Genomic DNA, 20,211 nt, shown 5'->3' with positions numbered 1-20,211 from the left:
GGGCCGCCCCGCAGCAAAGGCTGCCGTCCCCTGGGGGAAGCGGTGCAGCCGCTCAGGGGGAAGATATTTTTTCAAGGCAATAGCCCAGGCCGCGCACGGTGGCGATGCGAATCGGCCCCTTCTCGATCTTCTTGCGCAGGCGGTGGATATAGACCTCGATGGCGTTGTTGCTAACCTCTTCGCCCCACTCGCACAGGCGGTCCACCAGCTGGTCCTTGCTGACCAGGCGACCGGCGCGCTGCAGCAGCACTTCCAGCAGGCCAAGTTCGCGGGCCGACAGCTCAATCATCTTGCCGTCAATCGTGGCCACACGGCCGGCCTGGTCGTACACCAGCGGCCCGTGCTTGATGGTGGAGCTGGCGCCGCCCATGCCGCGACGCGTCAGCGCCCGCACACGCGCTTCCAGCTCGGACAGGGCAAACGGCTTGGCCATGTAATCGTCGGCGCCGTAGTCCAGGCCTTGCACCCGTTCTTCAATCGAATCGGCCGCCGTGAGAATCAGCACCGGCAGCGCATCGCCACGGCCGCGCAAGCGCTTGAGCACCTCCAGACCATGCATCTTGGGCAGGCCCAGATCCAGAATCAGCAAATCAAACTCGCTGTTGGTGAGCAAGGCAGCATCGGCCTCGCTGCCGCTGGCCACATGGCTGACCACGGCACCCGAGCTGCGCAGCGTGCGCAGCAAGCCATCGGCGAGCACCTGGTCGTCTTCAGCAATCAGTATGCGCATGGGTTTGTCTCCTGGTTATGTATGGCTGCCGCAGGGCAGGCAGTCTGCAAATCTGCGGCGCCTTTGCTGCCATTGTAGAGAGCGGCTCGCCGTCTGCAGACCCAACCGGCAGCGCTTCAATAGCCTTCGGCATAGGCTTCCAGACCCAGAGCCACCACCGTGGCCACATCCTCGCCCACGGCCTCTCTGAATTCGGCCTGCGCCTGCGCGACCGCATCGTGAAAGGCTTTGAGCCAGGCCAGCCCGCTTTGCGTGAAGCGCACCCGCTTGGCGCGCGCATCGCGTGCGTCGATCTCGCGCGTCACCAGACCCCAGGCCTCGCACTGGGCCACCAGGTCGGCCATGGCCTGTTTGCTCATGCCGGCCTTCTCGGCCAGATCGGTAAGCCGGTCTCCGGCCAGCGACAAATGCCTTGTGATGTGGATATGGGCAGCGCCCACCTTGTCGCGCGCCGCCAGATTGGACAGTGCCAGCGGCACCTCCAGATCGCGCGCCATGAGCTGCAGCACCCGCGCATCGAACCGGCGCATGGCATGGCCCAGCAAGCGGCCCAGATGGGTTTGCCGCCAGGCATCGTCTGCAGGGGTCACGGGGGCGATTTCGGTCATTCTTAAATAGTAAGGCAAACTGACCAAATATTTCAACACACGGCGAATACAAGCCCATAAACTACTGTTCAAGCATCCAGTTCTGAAGCCAATACAGAGCTGAACCCAGACCGCCGCACCACCGACCCAGGAGCCAGATATGAACGCCACAGCCAAGTCCGCAGACGCCAACAGCGAAAAAGCCAAAGCACTGGCCGCTGCACTCGCCCAGATCGAAAAGCAGTTCGGCAAGGGCACCATCATGAAGCTGGGCGAAGGCGAAGCCATCCAGGACATCCAGGTGGTTTCCACCGGATCTCTGGGTCTGGACATTGCTCTGGGCGTAGGCGGCCTGCCCCGCGGCCGCGTGATCGAAATCTACGGCCCTGAATCCTCGGGCAAGACCACGCTGACGCTGCAGGTGATTGCCGAGATGCAGAAGCTGGCCGGCACCTGTGCCTTCATCGACGCCGAACACGCACTGGACACCGGCTATGCCCAGAAGCTGGGTGTGAACCTCAATGAGTTGCTGATCAGCCAGCCCGACACCGGTGAGCAGGCGCTGGAAGTGGTGGACAGCCTGGTACGCTCCGGCGCCGTGGATCTGATCGTCATCGACTCGGTGGCCGCCCTGACCCCCAAGGCCGAAATCGAAGGCGAAATGGGCGATGCCCTGCCCGGCCTGCAAGCACGTCTGATGAGCCAGGCCCTGCGCAAGCTGACCGCCACCATCAAGAAGACCAACTGCATGGTCATCTTCATCAACCAGATCCGCATGAAGATTGGCGTGATGTTCGGCTCGCCCGAAACCACTACCGGCGGCAATGCGCTGAAGTTCTACGCCTCCGTGCGCCTGGATATCCGCCGCACCGGCACTATCAAAAAAGGGGACGAAGCCATCGGCAACGAAACCAAGGTCAAGGTCGTCAAGAACAAGGTTTCGCCTCCGTTCAAGACCGCCGAGTTCGACATTCTGTTTGGCGAAGGCATCAGCCGCGAAGGTGAAATCCTGGACATGGGCGTGACCGCCAAGATCCTCGAAAAATCCGGTGCCTGGTATGCCTACAACGGTGAAAAAATCGGCCAGGGTCGCGACAACTCGCGTGAATTCCTGCGCGAAAACGCCGCGCTCGCCTTCGAAATCGAAAACAAGGTGCGCGACAGCCTGGGCATTGCCCTGCTGCCCGGCACAGGCAACAGCGATGCCCCCGAAGCCAAGCCCGCCAAGAACGGCAAGGGCAAGGTCGATAAAGACGGCGTGATCGCAGAATAAAACGCGCTGCGCACGGCAATGGCGCCTCTGAAACTGAGCGCGCCAGTTTTGAAATCTGGGTCTTGCCACCCTACCAATTGCCATCTTTGCGCAGGTTCGTCCTGCGCCTTTTTGTTTCTGGAGAACTGCTGACATGGGCTTTGCCAAGCTCTCGCTCAAGGGTCGCGCACTGAAGTTGCTGTCGCAACGCGAACACTCCCGCCTGGAATTGCAGCGCAAGCTGGCCGGGCATGTAGAGGAAGGCGATGACCTGAACGCCATTCTGGATGAGCTGGAAAAGCGCGGCTTCATCAGCGTGCAGCGGGTGGTGGAGTCTGTGATCCACAGCAAGGCACGCCGCTATGGCTCGGCGCGTCTGGTGCAGGAGCTCCGAACCAAGGGACTCGATGACGACACCCTGCGCAGCGCCGCCGAGCAGCTGCGCGATACCGAGTTGCAGCGCGCCCATGCGCTCTGGCTGCAGCGCTTTGGCAGCCAGCCGCAAACGCCGCAAGAGCATATGAAGCAGATGCGCTTTCTGGCCTCTCGCGGCTTCAGCGCCGAAATCGCCAGCAAGGTACTGCGCGGCAAAGGCTTTGAAGAAGAGTGAAGCCGGGCGGGCTAGCCCATGCGTCGGGTTGCCATCCAGCAGATCAGCGAGCCCAGCGTCACCAGGGTCACGCCCTGCCAGAAGCTCCAGCCCGGCAGCACCTGCAGCAACGCACTGGCCATGAGGGCCGAGAACACGGGCGTGAAATACGAGGCGGCGGCCATGATGGCCAGCTTGCCATGCTGGATTCCATGCTCCCAGCAGCTATAGCCCAGCGCCGTCAGTGCCCCGACCAGAAAGACCTGCACGCCCGTGGTCACAGACCAGTGCATGGACTTGTCGCCATCGAGCATCAGCCACTTGATCCAGAGCGCCAGAGCCGTCCACAAAACAAACAGACCCACCGCATTGAAGCCGCCGCCAAAACGCCGTGCCAGCAGGCTGTAGGCAGGCCATAGCAAGGCCGCCGCAAACGCCATGCCGTAAGCCACGGGATTGCCCTGCACATGGGACCACATGGCGCGCGCGCTGAAGTTGTCTCCCGCCAGCACGCGCGCCAGGCCCCACAGGCATAGCACCACGCCGGGCCATAGCCACCAGCGCGCTGTTTGCTGCTTGCACAGCACGGCCAGCACAATGGTCAGGCTGGGCCAGAGATAGTTGATCAGTCCTATCTCCATGGCCTGGGATCGGTCGTCTGCCAGGCCCACGGCCACCGACAGACAGATTTCGTACACCACGAACAAAGCGCCGCAGCCCCAGAAATACACGGGATGCATGGAACGCCATTGCCTGGGCCCTTGAATGCCACGCGTCAGCGCGATACACACGGCGGCCATCGAATAAAGACAGGCGGCGCCGCCTACGGCCCCCAGGGGTTCGGCAATGGCACGCATCAGCCCCACGGTACAACTCCAGCACAGCACTGCCAGCAAGCCTATGGCCGTGGCCCGGGTCTGGGCACTTGAAGAGGAGGAATTCATGGCGGGGTACTCTTGAATCAATAGCTGCTTGCGCTTTGAGAATAAGCGCAAAACCGTGATTTGACTGGGTATTTTGACTGGGGTGAGAAATTGCTGAGCGACCCGGCTGCGACCCGAAGATAGACCTGACAAGACATCAGGGGCGTTTGCAGGCTCTGCCATCCAAGCGCGGCGCGGGCCGTATAGTGCGCCCTCTTTCTTCGCCCCCTGCAGCGCAAACACCATGAAATCCTCCATCCGTATCGTCGACGTGGATCGACTCGAAACCTGGAGCAAATACAAAGCCGGCATGTGCGACAGCTGCGCCGCCAATTGCTGCACCATGCCGCTGGAAGTTCAGTTGCCGGATCTGGTGCGCCTGGAGCTGGTGGACCCGTTTGAGGTGGAAAACGTGGAGCCCAAGCTGATCGCCAAGCGCCTGCTCAAAGCCAAGCTGATAGACCACTACAACCCCAAGCACAACATCTTCACCATGGCGCGCCGCGCCGGCGGAGATTGCAATTTTCTCGACAAGAAGACCCGCCGCTGCACGGTGTATGACAAGCGGCCGGAAACCTGCCGCCTGCACCCCAAGAAAGGCCCCAAGCCCGGCTTCTGCGCCTACGGGAACAGAGCGCTTTCCTGAGCAGTAAAAAGCGCCTCAAAGGCTCTCAGGTCCGCGCCATGGCAGGCAGCCAGATGCGCGCCTGCAATCCGGGCTGACGGTTGTGAAAGCTGAGCTTGCCCCCGTGCAGCTGCACGATGGCCAGCACGCTGGCCAGACCCAGTCCGTAGCCTTCTCTTTCGGAGTCGGCACGAAAGAAGCGGGTGGTCATGTTCTCCAGCGTTTTTTCGTCCACACCGGGGCCCTGGTCCTGCACGGTGATCTCCACACCCGGCGCGCCGCCTTCGCTACCATGCTCGGCCGCCACACCGGCGTGCAGGCGCAAATCTGCACCATGCTCGCTGCCCGGAGCCGAGCCGTATTTGATGGCGTTATCCACCAGATTGGCCACGGCACTGGCGATCAGATCGGCATCGCCCAAGGCCATGGGCTCACCTTGCACATCGAGATGCAACACCCCTCCTGCATCCTCGACCAGAGGCTCGTAGAAATCCACCACGTCCACCAGCAAGGCCTTGATATCCATGGGCGCAAAATTCTGGCGGCTGGCACCGCTTTCCACCTCGGCAATCTGCAGCAGTTTCTCAAACACAATGCCCAGTTCCGCCACCTCTTCGGCCACTTTTTCCAGCACCGCAGACTGATCGACTTGACCCGCCTGCTGCGCATTTCTCAAACGCAACAGAATGCGGGTCAGCGGCGTTCTGAGGTTGTGCGCAATCGTGTTGGAGACGTGACGTATACCCTCCATCAGCTGCTCCAGCCGATCCAGCATGGTGTTGATGTCGCGGTTGAGCAAGGTGAACTCGTCATCGTTGCCTGTCACTGGAATGCGCTGTCTCAAATCACCGGCGGCGACGCGTGACATGGTGCTGCGAATGTCGGCAGCGCGCTCTTCCACCACGCGCCTGAAGATCAACGCACCGATGACGGCCATGATGCAGGCCGCAATCGCGGCCATCAGACTGGCTTGGCCGAACAGCTCCTCCAGATTGCGCTGCACCTGCATATCACTGCCCACGGCCAGCAGATTGCCATTGGAGAGTTCGGAGACGGCCACCCGTCCGACGATCAGGCGTCCGTTGCGCTTGACGGTCAGCTCACGCACCCCCATGGCGGTCAGGCGGCGCGGCGGAAACACTTGCGCATTGGCCATGATGGGCGTGCCCTCAGGGTCCATCAGAATCAGGATTTCCGTGTCGGTGTTCACGCCATCGAGCAGGGTCTGACGAACTTCAGCCTCCAGTGCACCCTGACCATACTTGGCCAGATGCTCGGTCAGGCGCCGCAGATGGTTCTCAGCTTGTTTGTCGAACTTGATACGCACCACGCCCACGGTCTGCACATAAAAGACCGACAGCACAATCGCCATGGTCAGCACCATAAGCGCGCCATAGCTGAGCGCCAACCTGAAGGCCAGGGAGCTCCATGGTTTGACGAGGCGCATCAAACCACCTCGGGCAGTTCGTGGGGCTTGTCCGAAAGGCTGTAACCCACGCCGCGGATGGTGTGAATGAGTGCCGGTTCAAAACCTTTGTCCACCTTGCTGCGCAGACGGCTGATGTGCACGTCGATCACATTGGTTTGCGGATCAAAGCGATAGTCCCACACCGACTCCAGCAACATGGTTCGCGTGACGATCTGGTGGGCATGCTGCATGAGAAATGCCAGCAGCCTGAATTCACGCGGCTGCAGCATCAGGGGCTGGCCTGCGCGCTCCGCACTTCGGCTGAGCAAATTGATGCGCAGATCGGCCACCCGCATCTCTCGCGTCGGTGCCGGAATTTGCGCGCGGCGCACCAGAGCCTCCAGCCGTGCCGAAAGTTCGGAAAAAGCAAACGGCTTGGTCAGGTAATCATCACAGCCGGCTTTCAGCCCTCGCACTCTCTCATCGGTAGCAGACAGCGCACTGAGCACCAGTACGGGCGTCTGTTTTCCCATGGAACGCAGCGTCTGCAAAATCTGCAAGCCGTCAAAGCCGTTGGGCAGCATGCGATCGAGAATGATCACGTCCCAGCTCTCGCCCACGGCCTGGGCAATGCCTTGCACCCCGTCGCCGCAAACGTTCACGTAAGCGCCTTGCTGGCGCAAGCCTTCAGCGATGTACCGCGCATTGAGCGCATCGTCTTCGATGATGAGGTAGCGGTACATGCGATGTCTGTCGGTTGCCGGTTGCAAACAGACACTATACGGGGATGCAGCCGCATCCGCAGCGCAAGTAAATGTGATGGAGGATGCGGGTGGATCGACAGGTTCTGGCAGTTCCACACAAACCTCCCCTCTGGCCAATCAAGGCCGCACTTGCGGCAGATCGCCGCTGGCCACACGCACTTCCCACTCGGCGTCCAGCATGTCCTTGACCAACTCCAGATGTTCCAGGCGGTGCTCGGTAATCGATGCCAGGGCATCCACCAGCTCCAAAATGGTGCCCTTGCCCAGCTTGTAGCCGTCCTGAGCCATCTGGTGCAGGGGTGAAATCTGGGCCAGTCCCACTTTTTCATAGTCCAGCACCGCGCTGCGACGGATACGCAGCTGCTCCAGCGCACGCTGCAGCTCGGACTGCGCAGCCAGCAAGGCGGCATCGCGCCGCAGCTCCGCCTGATCCGCCTCCACCTTGGCGCGGTCTATGACGCCTTTTTTGCGATCAAGCAGTGGAATTTCCACCTGGATGCCGACCTGGTTGAAACTGCCATCGAGGCTGTTGCGTATGCGGGCCACACCGACTGTGGGCGTGGGCAAGGCCTCACGCTCTTCCAGCCGGATTTTCTGTCTGGCCTGGTCCAGAGCCGCCTGCGCGGCACGCACCATGGGCAAACGCGTCTGCGCCTGATCCCACAAGCTGCCATAAGCAGCTGGCGCATGGGTGGCATCGGCCTTCAGACTACCCACCACGCGGGCCTGCCACTGGGGCAGATCGGCCAGCGCAGCCACGCGCGATGCAGAGTCTCGCAGCGCCGCCTGTGCCTTGCTTACCTGCATGGACATCTGGGCTTGCTGCAGGCTCAGACGCGCCCCGTCATAGCGGCTGCGCGTTCCGGCTTCAATCTGGCCTGTGACGATGAAGGCCGCCTTGTTCAGCTCTTCCTGCGCATGCTGCCATACCGCCAACCGCTGCTGGGCCACCAGCAGCTCGTTGAACACATGGGCGGCATCGTTCATGCTGCCGGCAGCTGCCAGATCGACATTGGCGGCGGCCGTAACCTCGCCCTTGCGCGCGTTTTCGATGCGCATGCCGCGCTGGCCAAAAATGGGCAAGGGCTGCTCCACACCCCATTCACGCTCGCCACGCTTGTTGCTGTAGTGCACGGAGGGGTTGGGGAAGGCCGATGCCGTGCGGCTGTCGGCCTTGGCCAGATCAAGCTGCAGGCGGTCTGCAGCCAGGCCACGCTGGTTTTGCACCACCAGGCGCAGATATTCTTCCAGGCTGACGGCCTGTGCCGGAGCCACCACGCCGCTTGCTGCAGGCAATGCCGACAATGCAGAGGGCTGAGCCTGGCTCCAGGCCACGCCGGAGAATGACGCAGCCACCAGTCCCATGGTCAGCCATTTATTCATTTTGTGCGCTTTCATCGCGTTCTTCCTGCGTCATCATGTTCTTGGGACCCAGCAGGGCATACAGCACCGGCAGCAGCACCAGCGCTACCAGAGGCAGAATCACCATGCCGCCGACAATCACCGAGGCAAACGGGCGCTGCGTCTCGCTGCCAACGCCCGTGGACAAGGCCATGGGCAGCAGGCCCAGCAGCGCCAGCAAAGCCACCAGGATGATGGAGCGCATGCGCTCTGCCGTGCCCTCGACCAAGGCCTGCATCATGGGCATGCCCTGGCGGCGAAACTCCTCCACGGAAGAAATCACCAGCAGCCCGGCCAGAGCCACCTGGCCCAGCAGCGCAATAAAACCAATCGCCGCGCTGATGGACAGCTCGATATGCGCCAGATGCAAGGCCGCAATCCCGCCCACCATGGTGAAAGGCGCACACAGCAAGATGATGCCGGCGCTGCGCGCCTGCCCCAGCGCACCGAACAGCAGGGCATAAACGATAAGCAGAGACAGGGGCACCACGATCTTCAGGCGCGAAGCCGCGCGTTGCTGGTTTTCCCACTCGCCACCCCAGATGGCCTGGTAGCCGTCAGGCAGCTTTACATGCTCCTTGAAGGTGGCCAGCGTGTCCTTGACAACCGAGCCTATGTCGCGCCCTTCCACGTTGAATTTGAGCGCCATGTAGCGCGCATTGCCTTCACGGAAAATGGAGGAGTTGCCGATCTTGATACTGACCGCACCTACCGAATGCAAGGGCACGGAACCGCCATCGGGCAAGGGAATGGCAATGTTGCGAATGCGCTCTTCATCCATGCGGTCCACATAAGGCAGACGCACGCGCACCGGCACGGGGAACTCGCCCTCCCACAGCGTGGTGGCTACATTGCCGGCCAGGGCCACTTCCAGCGTCTTTTGTGCCGTCTCCATGGCAATGCCTTGGCGGGCCAGAGCCTGGCGATCAAACTCCACATGCACCTGAGGCGCGGGCGCGTCCCGGTACAGATCCAGGTCCACCACGCCTTCAATGGGTTTGACCAGGGACACCGTCTGCTTGAGTATGGAGCGCAGCGTGGGGATGTCGGGGCCAAACAGCTTCAGGACCACCTGGCCACGGGCACCGGAAGTGGACTCTTCCACGCTGTCGCGAATCGGCTGGGCAAAGTTGAATGCCACACCGGGAATTTCACCCAGGGTCGCCCGCATTTCCTCGATCAAAGCCGGCTTGTTCAGCCCTTTGCGCCATTCGCCATGGGGCTTGAGTCGCACCAGGGCCTTGGCAAGATTGAGGGTCTCGTTATCGGTGCCTGATTCAGGTCGTCCTTGCTCTGTGGTGACCGTGATCACTTCGGGAAAGACTTTGAGCCGCATGCGCACTTCGCGCAGCACTTCCTGGCCTTTTTCCAGAGAGATGGAGGCCGGCATCTGCACCAGCACATAGGCATCGCCTTCATCCAGCTCCGGCAGGAATTCGGTACCCAGCCATTTGGCCGAAACACCGGCCACCACCAGCACGCTGACAAAGGTGATCAACACCATGGAGCGGCGGCTGGCCGCAGACAGCACCTTGCCTATCCAGTGCTGGTAGCCGTGCTGCATGCGGTCGAACACCTTGGGCTCATCCACGATCACATGTTGCGGCTTGAGAAACAGCGCGCACAAAGCAGGCACCAGACCCATGGCAAACACCAGTGCGCCCAGCAGCGCGAAGCTATAGGTCATGGCCAAGGGACGGAAGATGCGGCCTTCGATGCTTTGCAGCGAGAACACCGGAATCAGCGCGGCAATCACGATCGCCATGGCAAACAGCGTGGGCTTGGCCACGGCGACTGCCGAATCCACGATGATGTGGCGCATGTCGTTGGCAGTCTGCGGCCTGCGATGTCGCGCGTTACGGATGATGTTCTCGGCCAGCACCACAGCGCCATCGACCATGATGCCGAAGTCAATCGCTCCCATGGAGATCAGGTTCGCCGGCATGCCCAGCCAGTGCAGACCGATGAAGGCCACCAGCAACGACAGCGGAATGACGGTGGCCACAATCAGCGAGCCGCGCAGGCTGCGCAGAAACAGCCACAGCAGCGCCACGATCAGCGTGGCACCAAACAGCAGATTGTGCTGCACCGTCTTGAGGGTATGGCCCACCAGATCCGAGCGGTCATAGTTGGTCACCATCTGCATGCCGTCGGGCAAACCACCCTGATTGAGCTCTTGCACCTTGGCGTGGATATCGTCCAGCACCAGCGAGGGATTGGCACCGCGCTTGAGCAGCACAATGCCTTGCACCACATCGTTCTGGTCATCCATACCCACCGAACCCTGGCGCGGTGTATGCGACTGCGAGACACGGGCCACGTCGCCAATCGTGACGGGGGCGCTGCCACGCATGGCCACCACGACTTCCTGAATCTCCTGCGGCGTGCGCAGCAAGCCAATGCCACGAATGATCAGCGACTGCTCGCCACGGCGCATGAGGCCGCCACCGACGTTGCGGTTGGACTTGGACAGGGCATTGCTCACATCGTCCAGAGACAGGCCCAGGCTGTAGAGCTTGTCGGGGTCCACTTCCACATGGAATTCCTTGACGAAGCCACCAATGCTCACCACATCGGCCACGCCCTGCACCTGCTTCAAGACCCGCACCACATGCCATTCCTGCTCGGTGCGCAGCTGCGCCAGCGTGTGCTTGTCGCTTTGCAAGCGGTAGTAGAAGATCTTGCCCAAAGGCGTGTAATCGGGCGCCATTTCAGGCGTCACGCCGTCCGGCAGATTGGCTTGCGGCAGCCGCTGAGAAACTTCGGCACGGGCGTTGAAGCTATTGGCCTCGTCGTTGAAGACCAGGTTGACCATGGCCAGACCGAAATAACTCTCCGAACGCAGCGAAACCAGTCCCGGCGTGCCATTGAGTTCACGCTCCAGCGGCTGGGTGATCTGACGTTCGACTTCCTCCGGAGCCAGGCCCGGCGCCTGGGCAATCACGCCGACCTGCACATTGGTCACATCGGGGTAGGCCTCGATGGCGGTTTGCAGATAGGAGTACACGCCATAGATGGCAATGGCCAAGGTGGCGCAAACAGCCAGCAGGCGTCGATGAACGACAAACGAAATGAATGAACGCAGCATGTGTGAAAACTCCTGCCGCGATTACAGCAACTGCGCCGCAGCGCCATCCAGCAGCAGACCGCCACGCACCACAATCTTCTCGCCCACCTTGAGGCCGGAGATCACAGGCACCATGCCCCGAAATGGACGACCCAGGTTGACCGTGCGTGCCTCGAATCGGTTGCCGTCGAGCTGCACAAACACCACGCTGCGGCTTTCGTCCTTGATCAGCACCGCCGAGACGGGAATCAACATCTCATGCTGATTGGAAAGTTGCACGCCCACTCGGGCCTGCATGCCGGGGCGCAGTGCGGAGTTCTGCTCGCTCAGTTCCACCACCACGGCGGCACGGCGGGATTCCTTGTCCAGCGTGGCCCCCAGGTGGCGCACGGTTCCTTTGAGCGGCTTGGGCAGCTGCGGGATTTCCACCGTCACCGAACTGCCCAGGCGAATGCCGGGCAGGTCTGTTTCAAACACTTCGGCCACCACATTCATGGACTGAGGATCACCCACCATGAACAGCGCGGAACCGGGCTCTACCGAGGAGCCGACGATGGCTTTTCGCTCCGCGACAATGCCAGCACGAGGAGCACGCAGATCGATGCGATCAGCACCACCGGAGCCCAGCAATGCAGCCGTGCCCTGCGCGCGAGAAAGCTCTTGTGATGTCTCGCGCAGCTTGGCTTGCGCAGCACGCAGATCCACTTCCACGCCCACCCCTTTGTCGACCATGTTTTGCTGGCGCTGGGACTCGACCACCGCCACATCGTGCGCGGTCTTGGCTGCCGCCACTTCATAGCGCGTGCGCAGCGCATCAGGGCTGACCAGAGTGGCCAGCACATCACCGGCCTTGACCATATCTCCCACGTGCGCATTGACGCTAACCACGCGCGCCGTCACGGGAACAGAAACCGAGGCCACGCGATCTTCCACAAAAGCCACATGCGCCGGAGCCCAGGCTGTTTGCGCTCCGGTGGGATCGGCCACCACGGCAATCTCCAGCATCTTCATGGATTCAGGTCTGACTTGCAGCACGCCCTTGGGCAGGGCGGCTGCGGGTTTGGGCGCGTCTTCCCTGGCATTCGATGAATCACAAGCCGCAAGCAGAGCTGCAACCGCCATGGCCGCCACACCGATTGCCAATCTGAACTGAGCGCGCTCCGGCATATGCGCAGCTCGTGCAAATGCTGCAAGGCTTTTCTTCATCTCTTGACCCTTCGTTCTGACTTGAAAGTGAAGCGCTGCATGGCTAGGCGCTCACCACTCCGTGATGGCAGAAATCCTAAAAAACAGGCCTTCATGCGTGGGTGACGCCTTGATTACCGTTTGGTAAGCGCTTTGCTCATCAAGCCTCTCGCTTGCGGCAATAACTGTACATTCGTACAGTAAATTTGCTTTTTCCATCAAATCAGGTGGAATGCCTTGTTTTTAAGCAATCCACAGAAAGGCGCGTGCACTTTAGTGCATCAACTTTCGAGATTCAGAAAATTCCCTGTATTTTTTCGTACAAGAGTATTTTTTGCAGCATTCAGACTCCACTCGGCTCAACAAGCCCATGCTTGTAGAAAAATCTTAAAAAATGACTCTTATCCAATGAATGCATGTGGATAAAGCTATCATTTTTGATTTTCCAACGTTATCCACTCGGTGAACATCTTGGCAGTTCCGGCTTCATGGAACGCAGTTAGGCACTTTCTTACCGCCAGGCTCATACAAACAGCCTTCAACGGGGAAAGCGTGCACAACTTTCAGCTGCAAGCTCGCACCAAGCGAAGATAGAAAATCTGTGGATAAATCACATGTGATAGTGCAGTGCAACAGCATGATTTCCCTGGAACAAGCTTACCCACAGCACTGGAAAACTTGAGTCAACACCAACAATTCACAGTCAACTTGATTTTAGAAAAAGCTTTTTGTTCATAAAAATTTAACAAAATTTTCAACAAAGAAATCAACAGAGATATCTACAAGATAAGAACAGGCTTGATGCTACTTCACCCTGTGGATAATTTTCTTGACAACTGCCGTATCCAGAATCCACAACTAGAATGGATAACCAAGAAACAAGAGGTGGACAAACATCGACGATGCAGAGCCCGGAGCGAGGCTGACATCAGATGTATCACCCTCTGTAAGGCGTACAGGATCGCAGTTTTGTATGCTGTATTGCATAAGAAAAACAATCTTATTTAATACATATCAATGTACGAATACTTATAAAACGCCAAGGCAAAGTGTCTTTGCGTCCCAGATAACGCTGAAATGCATGAAAAAAAGTGGGCTCAAGAGGCCCTGAATTCCTTTGATACCGTGGTCGGAGCCATGCCAGGTTTCCGAAATCGTGAAGGGCAGCGAAAAATGGCCGCCCAGATCGCACAGACCCTGAGCCAGGCCCAGCTGGGAAAAGTGGATGAAGATGGGCCTGAGCCCAAAAAAGCCATTGCCGTCGTTCAGGCCGGCACCGGCGTGGGCAAATCTCTGGCCTACAGCATTCCGGCTATCAGCATGGCTTTGTCGCGCGGTACGCGGGTGTTGATTTCCACAGCCACGGTGGCATTGCAGGAACAGCTGGTGAACAAGGATTTGCCAGCCTTGGCCGAGAAGCTGGAACAGCCTTTCAAATTCGCTCTGGCCAAGGGGCGCGGCCGCTTTGTGTGCAAGCTCAAGCTGGAGCGCCTGGCCAGCACCGGCGAGACCCATGACGAAGCCGACGATCTGTTTGGCGAAGAGGAGGCTCAGGCCCGCGCCAGCCGCCCACAACACGAGCTGCAGGCGCGCATGCAGTTCTACAAATCCATGGCCGATGCGCTGGCAACCGAAGCCTGGAATGGAGACAGGGACGCACTGGAAACACCGCCAGAAGCCGAGGCCTGGAGCCCTGTTGCAGCCGAATCGGCCTCTTGTACCGGCAAGCATTGCCCGGCCTTCAGCAATTGCGTTTATTACGAGCGACGCAAGGATCTGGTAGCAGCTCAAGTGATTGTGGCCAACCATGATTTGCTGCTTTCGTCGCTAGGCTCCAAGCTGCTGCCGGAGTTGGACAACTGCCTGCTGGTGCTCGATGAAGCCCACCACCTGCCAGCCACGGCCCTGGATCAGTTTGCCGGCGAGATGGACTTGTCTCGTCTGGGCTGGATAGACAAGCTGGCCAGCCGCGCCCTGCGGGTCAATGCCGTGGCCGAGGTGGAAGAGCTGGCCGATGTGCCCAAGCATGCCAGCGGGCTGCGCCAGCAGATGCAGGAGATGGCCAGGCTGGTGATGGAGCAGTACGGAGAGGCTCTCAAATCGCAAAAGGACAGCTATGGCCCTGCCAGGGTGCGAGCCAACCGCGGGCTGCTGCCAGAGCCGCTGCTGGAGCCTTTGAGCCAGATTGCCCACCATGCCGACGGCTTTCTCGATGCACTGCGCGCCGTCTCCAAGGCCTTGCGGGCAGAGATCAAGGACAAGCCCGAGGAAGCACGCCGGCTGTCCACCATTTACGCCCAGGTCGGCGCCCTGGCCCCGCGCCTGGAAGCCATCTTCAACACCACTCAATTGCTGCTGCAGCAATCGCAGGACGAAGCTGACAGCAAGCCTGTGCCCAATGCCAAGTGGTTCACGCTGGAGGCGGATGGCGAATACATCGTCGTCAAGGCCCATGCCAGCCCGATACAGCCCGGCTCCACCCTGCGCCAGCATCTCTGGTCCCAGGTGCGCGGCGCGGTGCTCACATCGGCCACGCTGACCAGTTGCGGGCATTTCGACTTCTTTTTGCGCGAGGCCGGTCTTGCGAACGACGCGGCAGTCACCACGCTGGAAGTGCCCAGCCCCTTCGACTATGCCCGCCAAGGCACGTTGGTGGCCCGCGAAACGGTCTCAGACCCACGTGAGGCGGCCCGCTTTACCGAGGAGATGGTGGAGGCCCTGTTGACCGATCTGAGCCGCGTACAGGCCGGTGCGCTGGTCCTGTTCACCTCACGCGAGCAAATGCGCCAGGCGGTGGAGGCGCTATCGACCCATATGCGCAACCAGGTGCTGGTGCAGACCGCCCTGCCCCGCCCCACGTTGTTGGCCCGCCACCGCGATGCCGTGGAACTGGGCGAGCCTTCCATCATCTTTGGCATGCAGTCGTTCGGTGAGGGTCTGGATTTGCCCGGCGCCTTGTGCGAATCCCTGTTCATCACCAAGCTGCCTTTTGCCCCGCCCGACGACCCGGTGGGCGAAGCGCGAGCCGAGTGGCTGCGCAGCAGCGGCCGCAATCCCTTCAACGAACTGGTGGTGCCCGCCACCGCCATTCGCCTGGCGCAATGGGTGGGCCGGGCCATCCGTACCGAAGAAGATCAGGCCCATGTCTACTGCTACGACAAGCGGCTGACTGGCACCAGCTACGGCCAGCAACTGATCAACGGCTTGCCGCCTTTTACCTTGCAGCGTCAGCCGGTGCGATAAGCACTTGTGCAGCAGGCCGGTTCAAGAAAGATCGGCCTGCGGGCATGAGACAAGAGGTCTGGCGGCCTCAGCCTGCGTTTTCACGCAGGGGTAGCAGCCGGAGTCACAAAACGGCCGAAGCAGGCCTGAGACGGGCTTTAGTCAGCTCCTGCCCGCCTTTCCCCGCATGTCTTGCGTGCATGCAGATGAACCCAAGCGTTTTTGCTCACTATCTCGATAGCTGATCGCGAAATCGTGATGGGCTCCACGACTTTTCTTTGCCCAAATCAGAAGATGTTGCCGGTTCATGGACAACCAGCCCTGTTGCCTCTGCAGGTGTAAGTTTTCTAACAAAACCGACCTAAACATCGAGTGCTTCCAATGCTTGGTACTGGTCCCGCTACACAGCGCCTGATGTCCTGCGCTTCAAAAATCTCCAGCTGAAATCGCCATCGGGCTTTCCACCGGTGATGAAGAACTGAATCCGACATTGACGAAATTCAGTCATTCATCAATGACATGGGTGACTTTTTTAACCTGGGTAAAGACTTCAATCTTGTACTTATTCACGGAGTCTGCACATAAAAATTCAATGAAAACAATTACCTATAAAGATCATTGAATTTTTTTGAACACAAGTCACCCATGCTGGAGACCACTTGGATCGCCAAAGCAAGCATTTTCAATGCCTATGGCACTTACCCACCGCTGTGCAGAACATTCTGTGGATAACTACCTCTTCAACGGCTTTGCCAAAGAGATTTATCCCCAGCTGTTTTAGTGCAGGGAGCGCATCTTACGTCAAATTTTTCAGATGTGGTGCGTGTATTTCGATAAAGCCCTTGATTTCTGAAATTGCTCTTACGACAGCGTGTTTGAAGCGCGATACCGATGGCTGAAGAGCGGCTGTTTTCATGCTGAGCGGTGTTGGACTCTAGTTGTTCTTTAGAAATCTTATAAAAAAATAGTCGTAGTAATAGAGCATGGCTTTTTCTGTTGATAACTATTGAAAACCTATAAAAATCAAGTCAGTTTTCCAAGAATAAGCATGTGTGCAGAGGGCTGTTCCTGCTGTCTTGCTTCCATGAATAGTTTTGCTGAAATCATCGTTTCTGTGGAAAACATGAATTTTCATACGTAGATATCCACAGTTTTATACGAATTGGATTTTTGTTAATTAAATACCTTTAAACGTTGATATATATAGATATTTAGCTATTATTTTTATAGCTAATGAAGCAGATTACTGCGATTGAACACAAGGCATTGATCGGATGTGATCACTGATCAAGCGTTTTCCGTCAAACCGGAAGGCGCTTTTTTTTCCTAGCCCATGACTGCTCTGTGAAAAAATGCCTGTGGTTGTTATTCCTATTCCTAATTTTTTTAATTAGTAGTAATAGTAAGTACTAGACTTAAGTGTGAATAAGATAAAAAAACACTTAAAAATCATGCTGTTAGCATAGGTGAAAGTCTGTGACCGAACCCCAGTTGCTGCTGTCGCTGTTTTGGGTACAACTTTGAGATGTCTTCTCTTCCTGTGGAAAACATTGAAATAAGTTGATTTTTATCATCATGTTTATACACAGGTCGCTTGACCTCCTGGAGCCGTAAAAAAAGCCACCCGAAGGTGGCTTGAGCAGGACGGTGGCAATGCCGCTTTTAAAAGCTGCGGGCGTAGCGCAGCTGCAAAAAGTTTTCTCCCGGATTGGGATGCCGGATACCGGCGTTGGAGTAGTGCGCCAGCCGCAAGCTGATTTCGTTTTTCAGCTGTTCACCAAACAGATAGCCCACGCCGATATGGGTGGCAAAGTTGTAGCGTGTGGAGAAGGTGGTGTGATCGCTGATGTAGCGGCGGTTGCTTGCCAGGCTGACGCCCAGCCCGGCTTCGGCAAACCAGGGAGATTGGCCCATGGATGGACGCCAGCGCAGCACGGGTTGGGCTCCCAGAATCCAGGTGGCTTTGTCCTCGCCCTGATAGGGAGCAGACCAGCGGCTGACCCATAGATCCCAGTGGCCTGTGACCAGCCCTGAGCCCAGTTGCCAGCTCCAGCTGCGCCAGGGCAGATTGACCCCCAGAGTCCAGCTTTTGGCAGCATGCTCGGCCTGACCATATTGCAGGTAAACGCTGGTTTGCTGGATTGGGGCTGTTTGTGCAAAAGCTGTGCAGCCGAAAGCGCCAAGCATCAGGATGATGTGGCAGCCTGCTGTCTTTTTTAGCTTATTCATATCAACTCCCTCCAACGTTGCATCAATCGGTATGGAGTGCAGATAGCTTTCCCGGTGCTGGCTATTGCAACTGCTGTGGATATGAATTTAGGAAGCTGTGCCCAGTTTGGCTGTCAGCAAGCAGGGGACTCTGAAGTCAGCCAAGGTGAGGTGTCGCACGGAGCCATGAAAAAAGCCCCCGGCCGTTGGAGGCCGGAGGCTTTTGAGAGCAGGGCGAGCGCCTGGGCGCTGCCGGCTTGCTTATTTGGCTGCAGCTGGTGCGGGTGCCGGGCGTTCCTGTCCGGGCTTGCCACCATGATGGCCATGGTGACGCGGGCCGTGGTCCTTGTGCATGCGCAGGCTGGCTGCATCAAAGGTCTTTTGCTGGTCTGCGTTGAGCTGTGCGTAAAACGCCTTGGTGGCTTCTGCGCGGCGGTCCATCTCGGCATTGCGCTGGGCACGCAGTTCACGCATCTTGTCGATACGCTGGGGCGTGGTCAGCTTGGCAAAGGCTTCGCGGTCCATGCGGGCAGGGCGCTCGCCAGCGGGTTTCATGGTGCTGGCATACGTTGTCCAGGCTGCTTCCTGAGCGGCAGTGAGCTTCAGATCCGCCTTGAACTGGGTCATGCGCTTTTGCATCTGCTCCTGGCGATCGCCACGCTTGTCGCTGCGATGCTTGCCTTGTTCATGTGCGGTCTGGGTGGTGGCAGTTTTGTCGGCTGCGGGTGCTGCCGTCTGGGCAAAGCTGGGCAGGCTCAGAGATGCGAGCAGGGCCGTGGCAACAGCGGCACCGGTGAGAGTCTGGCGAAAGCGGGTCATATCAATTTCCTTTCAGAAGAAGTGCAAGCACTGGCCGCTAGTTCTTGCGCATCAATTGGCGTTCGGCAGCGGATGGGGCAAGTGTGAGCTGCTCATGTTTCTGCTGAGTGAGGTTTTGCAGCCGCTCTGTAAAGTAATAAGAAGTTTGCCCTGCTGCAACAAGCGCTTGCTTGGGCACAATGCATAGGTGGGCTGCCCGGGTTGTGACCGGATGCAGCCGGAATTTCTGCACAAGTTTGATTGAAGGTTTTTGATGTTCAAAAACATGATTGTTTATCGCATTGCCGAAAGCTGGCAGGGCGATCTGCAGGCGCTGGAAGATGCGCTGCAAAAAACAGTATTTGCCGAATGCGGCGCAACCCAGGAGCGCTCGGTAGGCTGGGCGCCGCCGCGCGGCGAGCAGCATGGACCGCTGGCCGAATCGGTGGCCGGCCAATGGGTGATGCGCTTCATGAGCGAATCCAAAATGCTGCCTGCCAGCGTGCTCAACCGCAAGGTCAATGAAAAGGCCGCGCACATCGAGGCCACCGAGGGCCGCAAGCCCGGCAAGAAAGAGAAAAAAGAGCTCAAGGACGAAGCCAAGCTGGATCTGCTGCCCATGGCGTTTACCAAGCAGGGCAGCATGTGGGTGTGGATTGATCCGCAGGCCCGCACGCTGGTGCTCGATACCAGCGCCCAGGGCCGTGCCGATGAAGTCGTGACCTTGCTGGTTGAAGGCCTCAGCGGTTTCTCTCTGGCGCTGGTGGATACGCAGACCAGTCCGCAGGCTGCCATGGCGCACTGGTTGATGACGCAGGAGCCACCTGCAGGCTTTACCGTGGATCGTGAATGCGAGCTCAAGGCGGCAGACGAATCCAAGGCCGTGGTGCGCTATGCACGCCATCCGCTGGATATCGACGAGGTGCGCCAGCACATAGAGCACGGCAAGCTGCCGACCAAGCTGGCCATGACCTGGGACGACCGCGTGAGCTTTGTGCTGTCCGAAGGTCTGCAGATCAAGAAGATTGCGCTGCTCGATGCGGTGATGGATGGCCAGTCGCAAGACGATGGCGGCTTTGATACCGATGTAGCCATTGCCACGGGCGAGTTGTCGCGCCTGATTCCCGATCTGATCGAGGCTCTGGGCGGTGAAGGCCGCACTGGGCTGGGCGATGGCCTGCCGGCTGCGTTGCAAGCGGGCTCACCCGCCGCCGAAACTCTGCCCGTGCGATTGGCTCAGGGCCGCCCTGCCGGCAAGGGAACGGTGACCGGGCCTGCGACCGCACCCGTGGATTTGGCACCCGAGGAAGCGCCGTTCTGAGTGCAATTCGAAAGCTATTGATTCAATAGCCGGTTGCGCTTTATTTGCCTAACTTATAAAGCAATATTGCATTGAGTGGCTTGTTGATCAAGCGCTGACAGCTATCAAATTCATAGACAGCAAAGGCCTGC

15 protein-coding genes are annotated in these 20,211 nt (G+C 58.8%); 5 read left to right on the top strand and 10 right to left on the bottom strand.

Annotated elements, in window-relative coordinates:
- Window positions 1-52: 52 nt before the first annotated feature.
- Window positions 53-730 carry a response regulator gene (locus ACNAZA_RS16525; RefSeq protein ID WP_120965413.1) on the bottom strand — a complete coding sequence of 226 codons (678 nt, stop codon included), beginning with the start codon at window positions 728-730 and terminating at the stop codon, window positions 53-55.
- 116 nt (window positions 731-846) lie between these two features.
- Window positions 847-1,338 (bottom strand): MarR family winged helix-turn-helix transcriptional regulator, encoded by a 492-nt coding sequence (locus tag ACNAZA_RS16520; protein WP_120965415.1) that lies wholly within the window; start codon window positions 1,336-1,338, stop codon window positions 847-849.
- A 139-nt stretch (window positions 1,339-1,477) separates the two neighbouring features.
- On the opposite strand from ACNAZA_RS16520, the gene recA reads away from it, so the two are divergent.
- On the top strand, window positions 1,478-2,590 hold the full coding sequence (recA, locus tag ACNAZA_RS16515) for a recombinase RecA (protein ID WP_415797636.1): 1,113 nt from the start codon (window positions 1,478-1,480) through the stop codon (window positions 2,588-2,590).
- 133 nt (window positions 2,591-2,723) lie between these two features.
- Window positions 2,724-3,179, top strand: a complete 456-nt coding sequence (gene recX / locus ACNAZA_RS16510; RefSeq protein ID WP_415797635.1) for a recombination regulator RecX — start codon at window positions 2,724-2,726, stop codon at window positions 3,177-3,179.
- An 11-nt stretch (window positions 3,180-3,190) separates the two neighbouring features.
- Here the strand turns inward: recX and yddG are convergent, their stop codons facing one another.
- The gene (gene yddG, locus ACNAZA_RS16505) at window positions 3,191-4,102 is read right to left on the bottom strand and encodes an aromatic amino acid DMT transporter YddG (RefSeq protein WP_415797634.1); all 912 of its coding nucleotides are present in this window, start codon (window positions 4,100-4,102) and stop codon (window positions 3,191-3,193) included.
- Window positions 4,103-4,325: 223 nt separating this feature from the next.
- Here yddG and ACNAZA_RS16500 point away from each other — a divergent pair, with 223 nt between their 5' ends.
- On the top strand, window positions 4,326-4,727 hold the full coding sequence (locus tag ACNAZA_RS16500) for a YkgJ family cysteine cluster protein (RefSeq protein WP_120965423.1): 402 nt from the start codon (window positions 4,326-4,328) through the stop codon (window positions 4,725-4,727).
- Between the two features lie 25 nt (window positions 4,728-4,752).
- Here the strand turns inward: ACNAZA_RS16500 and ACNAZA_RS16495 are convergent, their stop codons facing one another.
- The 5 genes from ACNAZA_RS16495 to ACNAZA_RS16475 form a co-directional block, all read right to left on the bottom strand.
- The gene (locus ACNAZA_RS16495) at window positions 4,753-6,153 is read right to left on the bottom strand and encodes a sensor histidine kinase (RefSeq protein WP_415797633.1); all 1,401 of its coding nucleotides are present in this window, start codon (window positions 6,151-6,153) and stop codon (window positions 4,753-4,755) included.
- On the bottom strand, window positions 6,153-6,857 hold the full coding sequence (locus ACNAZA_RS16490) for a response regulator transcription factor (protein WP_120965427.1): 705 nt from the start codon (window positions 6,855-6,857) through the stop codon (window positions 6,153-6,155). Before ACNAZA_RS16490 ends, ACNAZA_RS16495 begins: the two co-directional genes overlap by 1 nt.
- A 138-nt stretch (window positions 6,858-6,995) precedes the next feature.
- The gene (locus tag ACNAZA_RS16485) at window positions 6,996-8,261 is read right to left on the bottom strand and encodes a TolC family protein (RefSeq protein ID WP_415797632.1); all 1,266 of its coding nucleotides are present in this window, start codon (window positions 8,259-8,261) and stop codon (window positions 6,996-6,998) included.
- The gene (locus ACNAZA_RS16480) at window positions 8,254-11,367 is read right to left on the bottom strand and encodes an efflux RND transporter permease subunit (RefSeq protein ID WP_415797631.1); all 3,114 of its coding nucleotides are present in this window, start codon (window positions 11,365-11,367) and stop codon (window positions 8,254-8,256) included. The genes ACNAZA_RS16485 and ACNAZA_RS16480 overlap by 8 nt, the downstream gene beginning before the upstream one ends.
- 21 nt (window positions 11,368-11,388) lie before the next feature.
- Window positions 11,389-12,513, bottom strand: coding sequence for an efflux RND transporter periplasmic adaptor subunit (locus ACNAZA_RS16475; protein WP_415797630.1), 1,125 nt, complete (start codon window positions 12,511-12,513; stop codon window positions 11,389-11,391).
- Window positions 12,514-13,608: 1,095 nt separating this feature from the next.
- Here ACNAZA_RS16475 and dinG point away from each other — a divergent pair.
- Window positions 13,609-15,774, top strand: coding sequence for an ATP-dependent DNA helicase DinG (gene dinG, locus ACNAZA_RS16470; RefSeq protein WP_415797629.1), 2,166 nt, complete (start codon window positions 13,609-13,611; stop codon window positions 15,772-15,774).
- A gap of 1,641 nt (window positions 15,775-17,415) precedes the next feature.
- Here dinG and ACNAZA_RS16465 read toward each other — a convergent pair.
- On the bottom strand, window positions 17,416-17,982 hold the full coding sequence (locus tag ACNAZA_RS16465; RefSeq protein WP_415797628.1) for an acyloxyacyl hydrolase: 567 nt from the start codon (window positions 17,980-17,982) through the stop codon (window positions 17,416-17,418).
- 240 nt (window positions 17,983-18,222) lie between these two features.
- Window positions 18,223-18,780 carry a Spy/CpxP family protein refolding chaperone gene (locus ACNAZA_RS16460; RefSeq protein ID WP_415797627.1) on the bottom strand — a complete coding sequence of 186 codons (558 nt, stop codon included), beginning with the start codon at window positions 18,778-18,780 and terminating at the stop codon, window positions 18,223-18,225.
- A 253-nt stretch (window positions 18,781-19,033) separates the two neighbouring features.
- Between ACNAZA_RS16460 and ACNAZA_RS16455 the strand changes: the two genes are divergently transcribed.
- Window positions 19,034-20,080, top strand: coding sequence for a recombination-associated protein RdgC (locus tag ACNAZA_RS16455; protein ID WP_415797626.1), 1,047 nt, complete (start codon window positions 19,034-19,036; stop codon window positions 20,078-20,080).
- The last annotated feature ends 131 nt before the right edge of the window (window positions 20,081-20,211 follow it).

This window comes from Comamonas aquatilis (genome assembly GCF_965139575.1).
Lineage (GTDB): Bacteria > Pseudomonadota > Gammaproteobacteria > Burkholderiales > Burkholderiaceae_C > Comamonas > Comamonas aquatilis.
The sequence above is the reverse complement of the archived record's forward strand: the minus strand, read 5'-3'. Positions and strand labels throughout refer to the sequence as shown.

Bases quoted from the DNA above. Each gene is read 5' to 3' on its own strand.
- ACNAZA_RS16525 (WP_120965413.1), bottom strand. From the start codon at position 730: ATGCGCATACTGATTGCTGAAGACGACCAGGTGCTCGCCGATGGCTTG.
- ACNAZA_RS16520 (WP_120965415.1), bottom strand. From the start codon at position 1,338: ATGACCGAAATCGCCCCCGTGACCCCTGCAGACGATGCCTGGCGGCAA.
- recA (WP_415797636.1), top strand. From the start codon at position 1,478: ATGAACGCCACAGCCAAGTCCGCAGACGCCAACAGCGAAAAAGCCAAA.
- recX (WP_415797635.1), top strand. From the start codon at position 2,724: ATGGGCTTTGCCAAGCTCTCGCTCAAGGGTCGCGCACTGAAGTTGCTG.
- yddG (WP_415797634.1), bottom strand. From the start codon at position 4,102: ATGAATTCCTCCTCTTCAAGTGCCCAGACCCGGGCCACGGCCATAGGC.
- ACNAZA_RS16500 (WP_120965423.1), top strand. From the start codon at position 4,326: ATGAAATCCTCCATCCGTATCGTCGACGTGGATCGACTCGAAACCTGG.
- ACNAZA_RS16495 (WP_415797633.1), bottom strand. From the start codon at position 6,153: ATGCGCCTCGTCAAACCATGGAGCTCCCTGGCCTTCAGGTTGGCGCTC.
- ACNAZA_RS16490 (WP_120965427.1), bottom strand. From the start codon at position 6,857: ATGTACCGCTACCTCATCATCGAAGACGATGCGCTCAATGCGCGGTAC.
- ACNAZA_RS16485 (WP_415797632.1), bottom strand. From the start codon at position 8,261: ATGAATAAATGGCTGACCATGGGACTGGTGGCTGCGTCATTCTCCGGC.
- ACNAZA_RS16480 (WP_415797631.1), bottom strand. From the start codon at position 11,367: ATGCTGCGTTCATTCATTTCGTTTGTCGTTCATCGACGCCTGCTGGCT.
- ACNAZA_RS16475 (WP_415797630.1), bottom strand. From the start codon at position 12,513: ATGCCGGAGCGCGCTCAGTTCAGATTGGCAATCGGTGTGGCGGCCATG.
- dinG (WP_415797629.1), top strand. From the start codon at position 13,609: ATGCATGAAAAAAAGTGGGCTCAAGAGGCCCTGAATTCCTTTGATACC.
- ACNAZA_RS16465 (WP_415797628.1), bottom strand. From the start codon at position 17,982: ATGAATAAGCTAAAAAAGACAGCAGGCTGCCACATCATCCTGATGCTT.
- ACNAZA_RS16460 (WP_415797627.1), bottom strand. From the start codon at position 18,780: ATGACCCGCTTTCGCCAGACTCTCACCGGTGCCGCTGTTGCCACGGCC.
- ACNAZA_RS16455 (WP_415797626.1), top strand. From the start codon at position 19,034: ATGTTCAAAAACATGATTGTTTATCGCATTGCCGAAAGCTGGCAGGGC.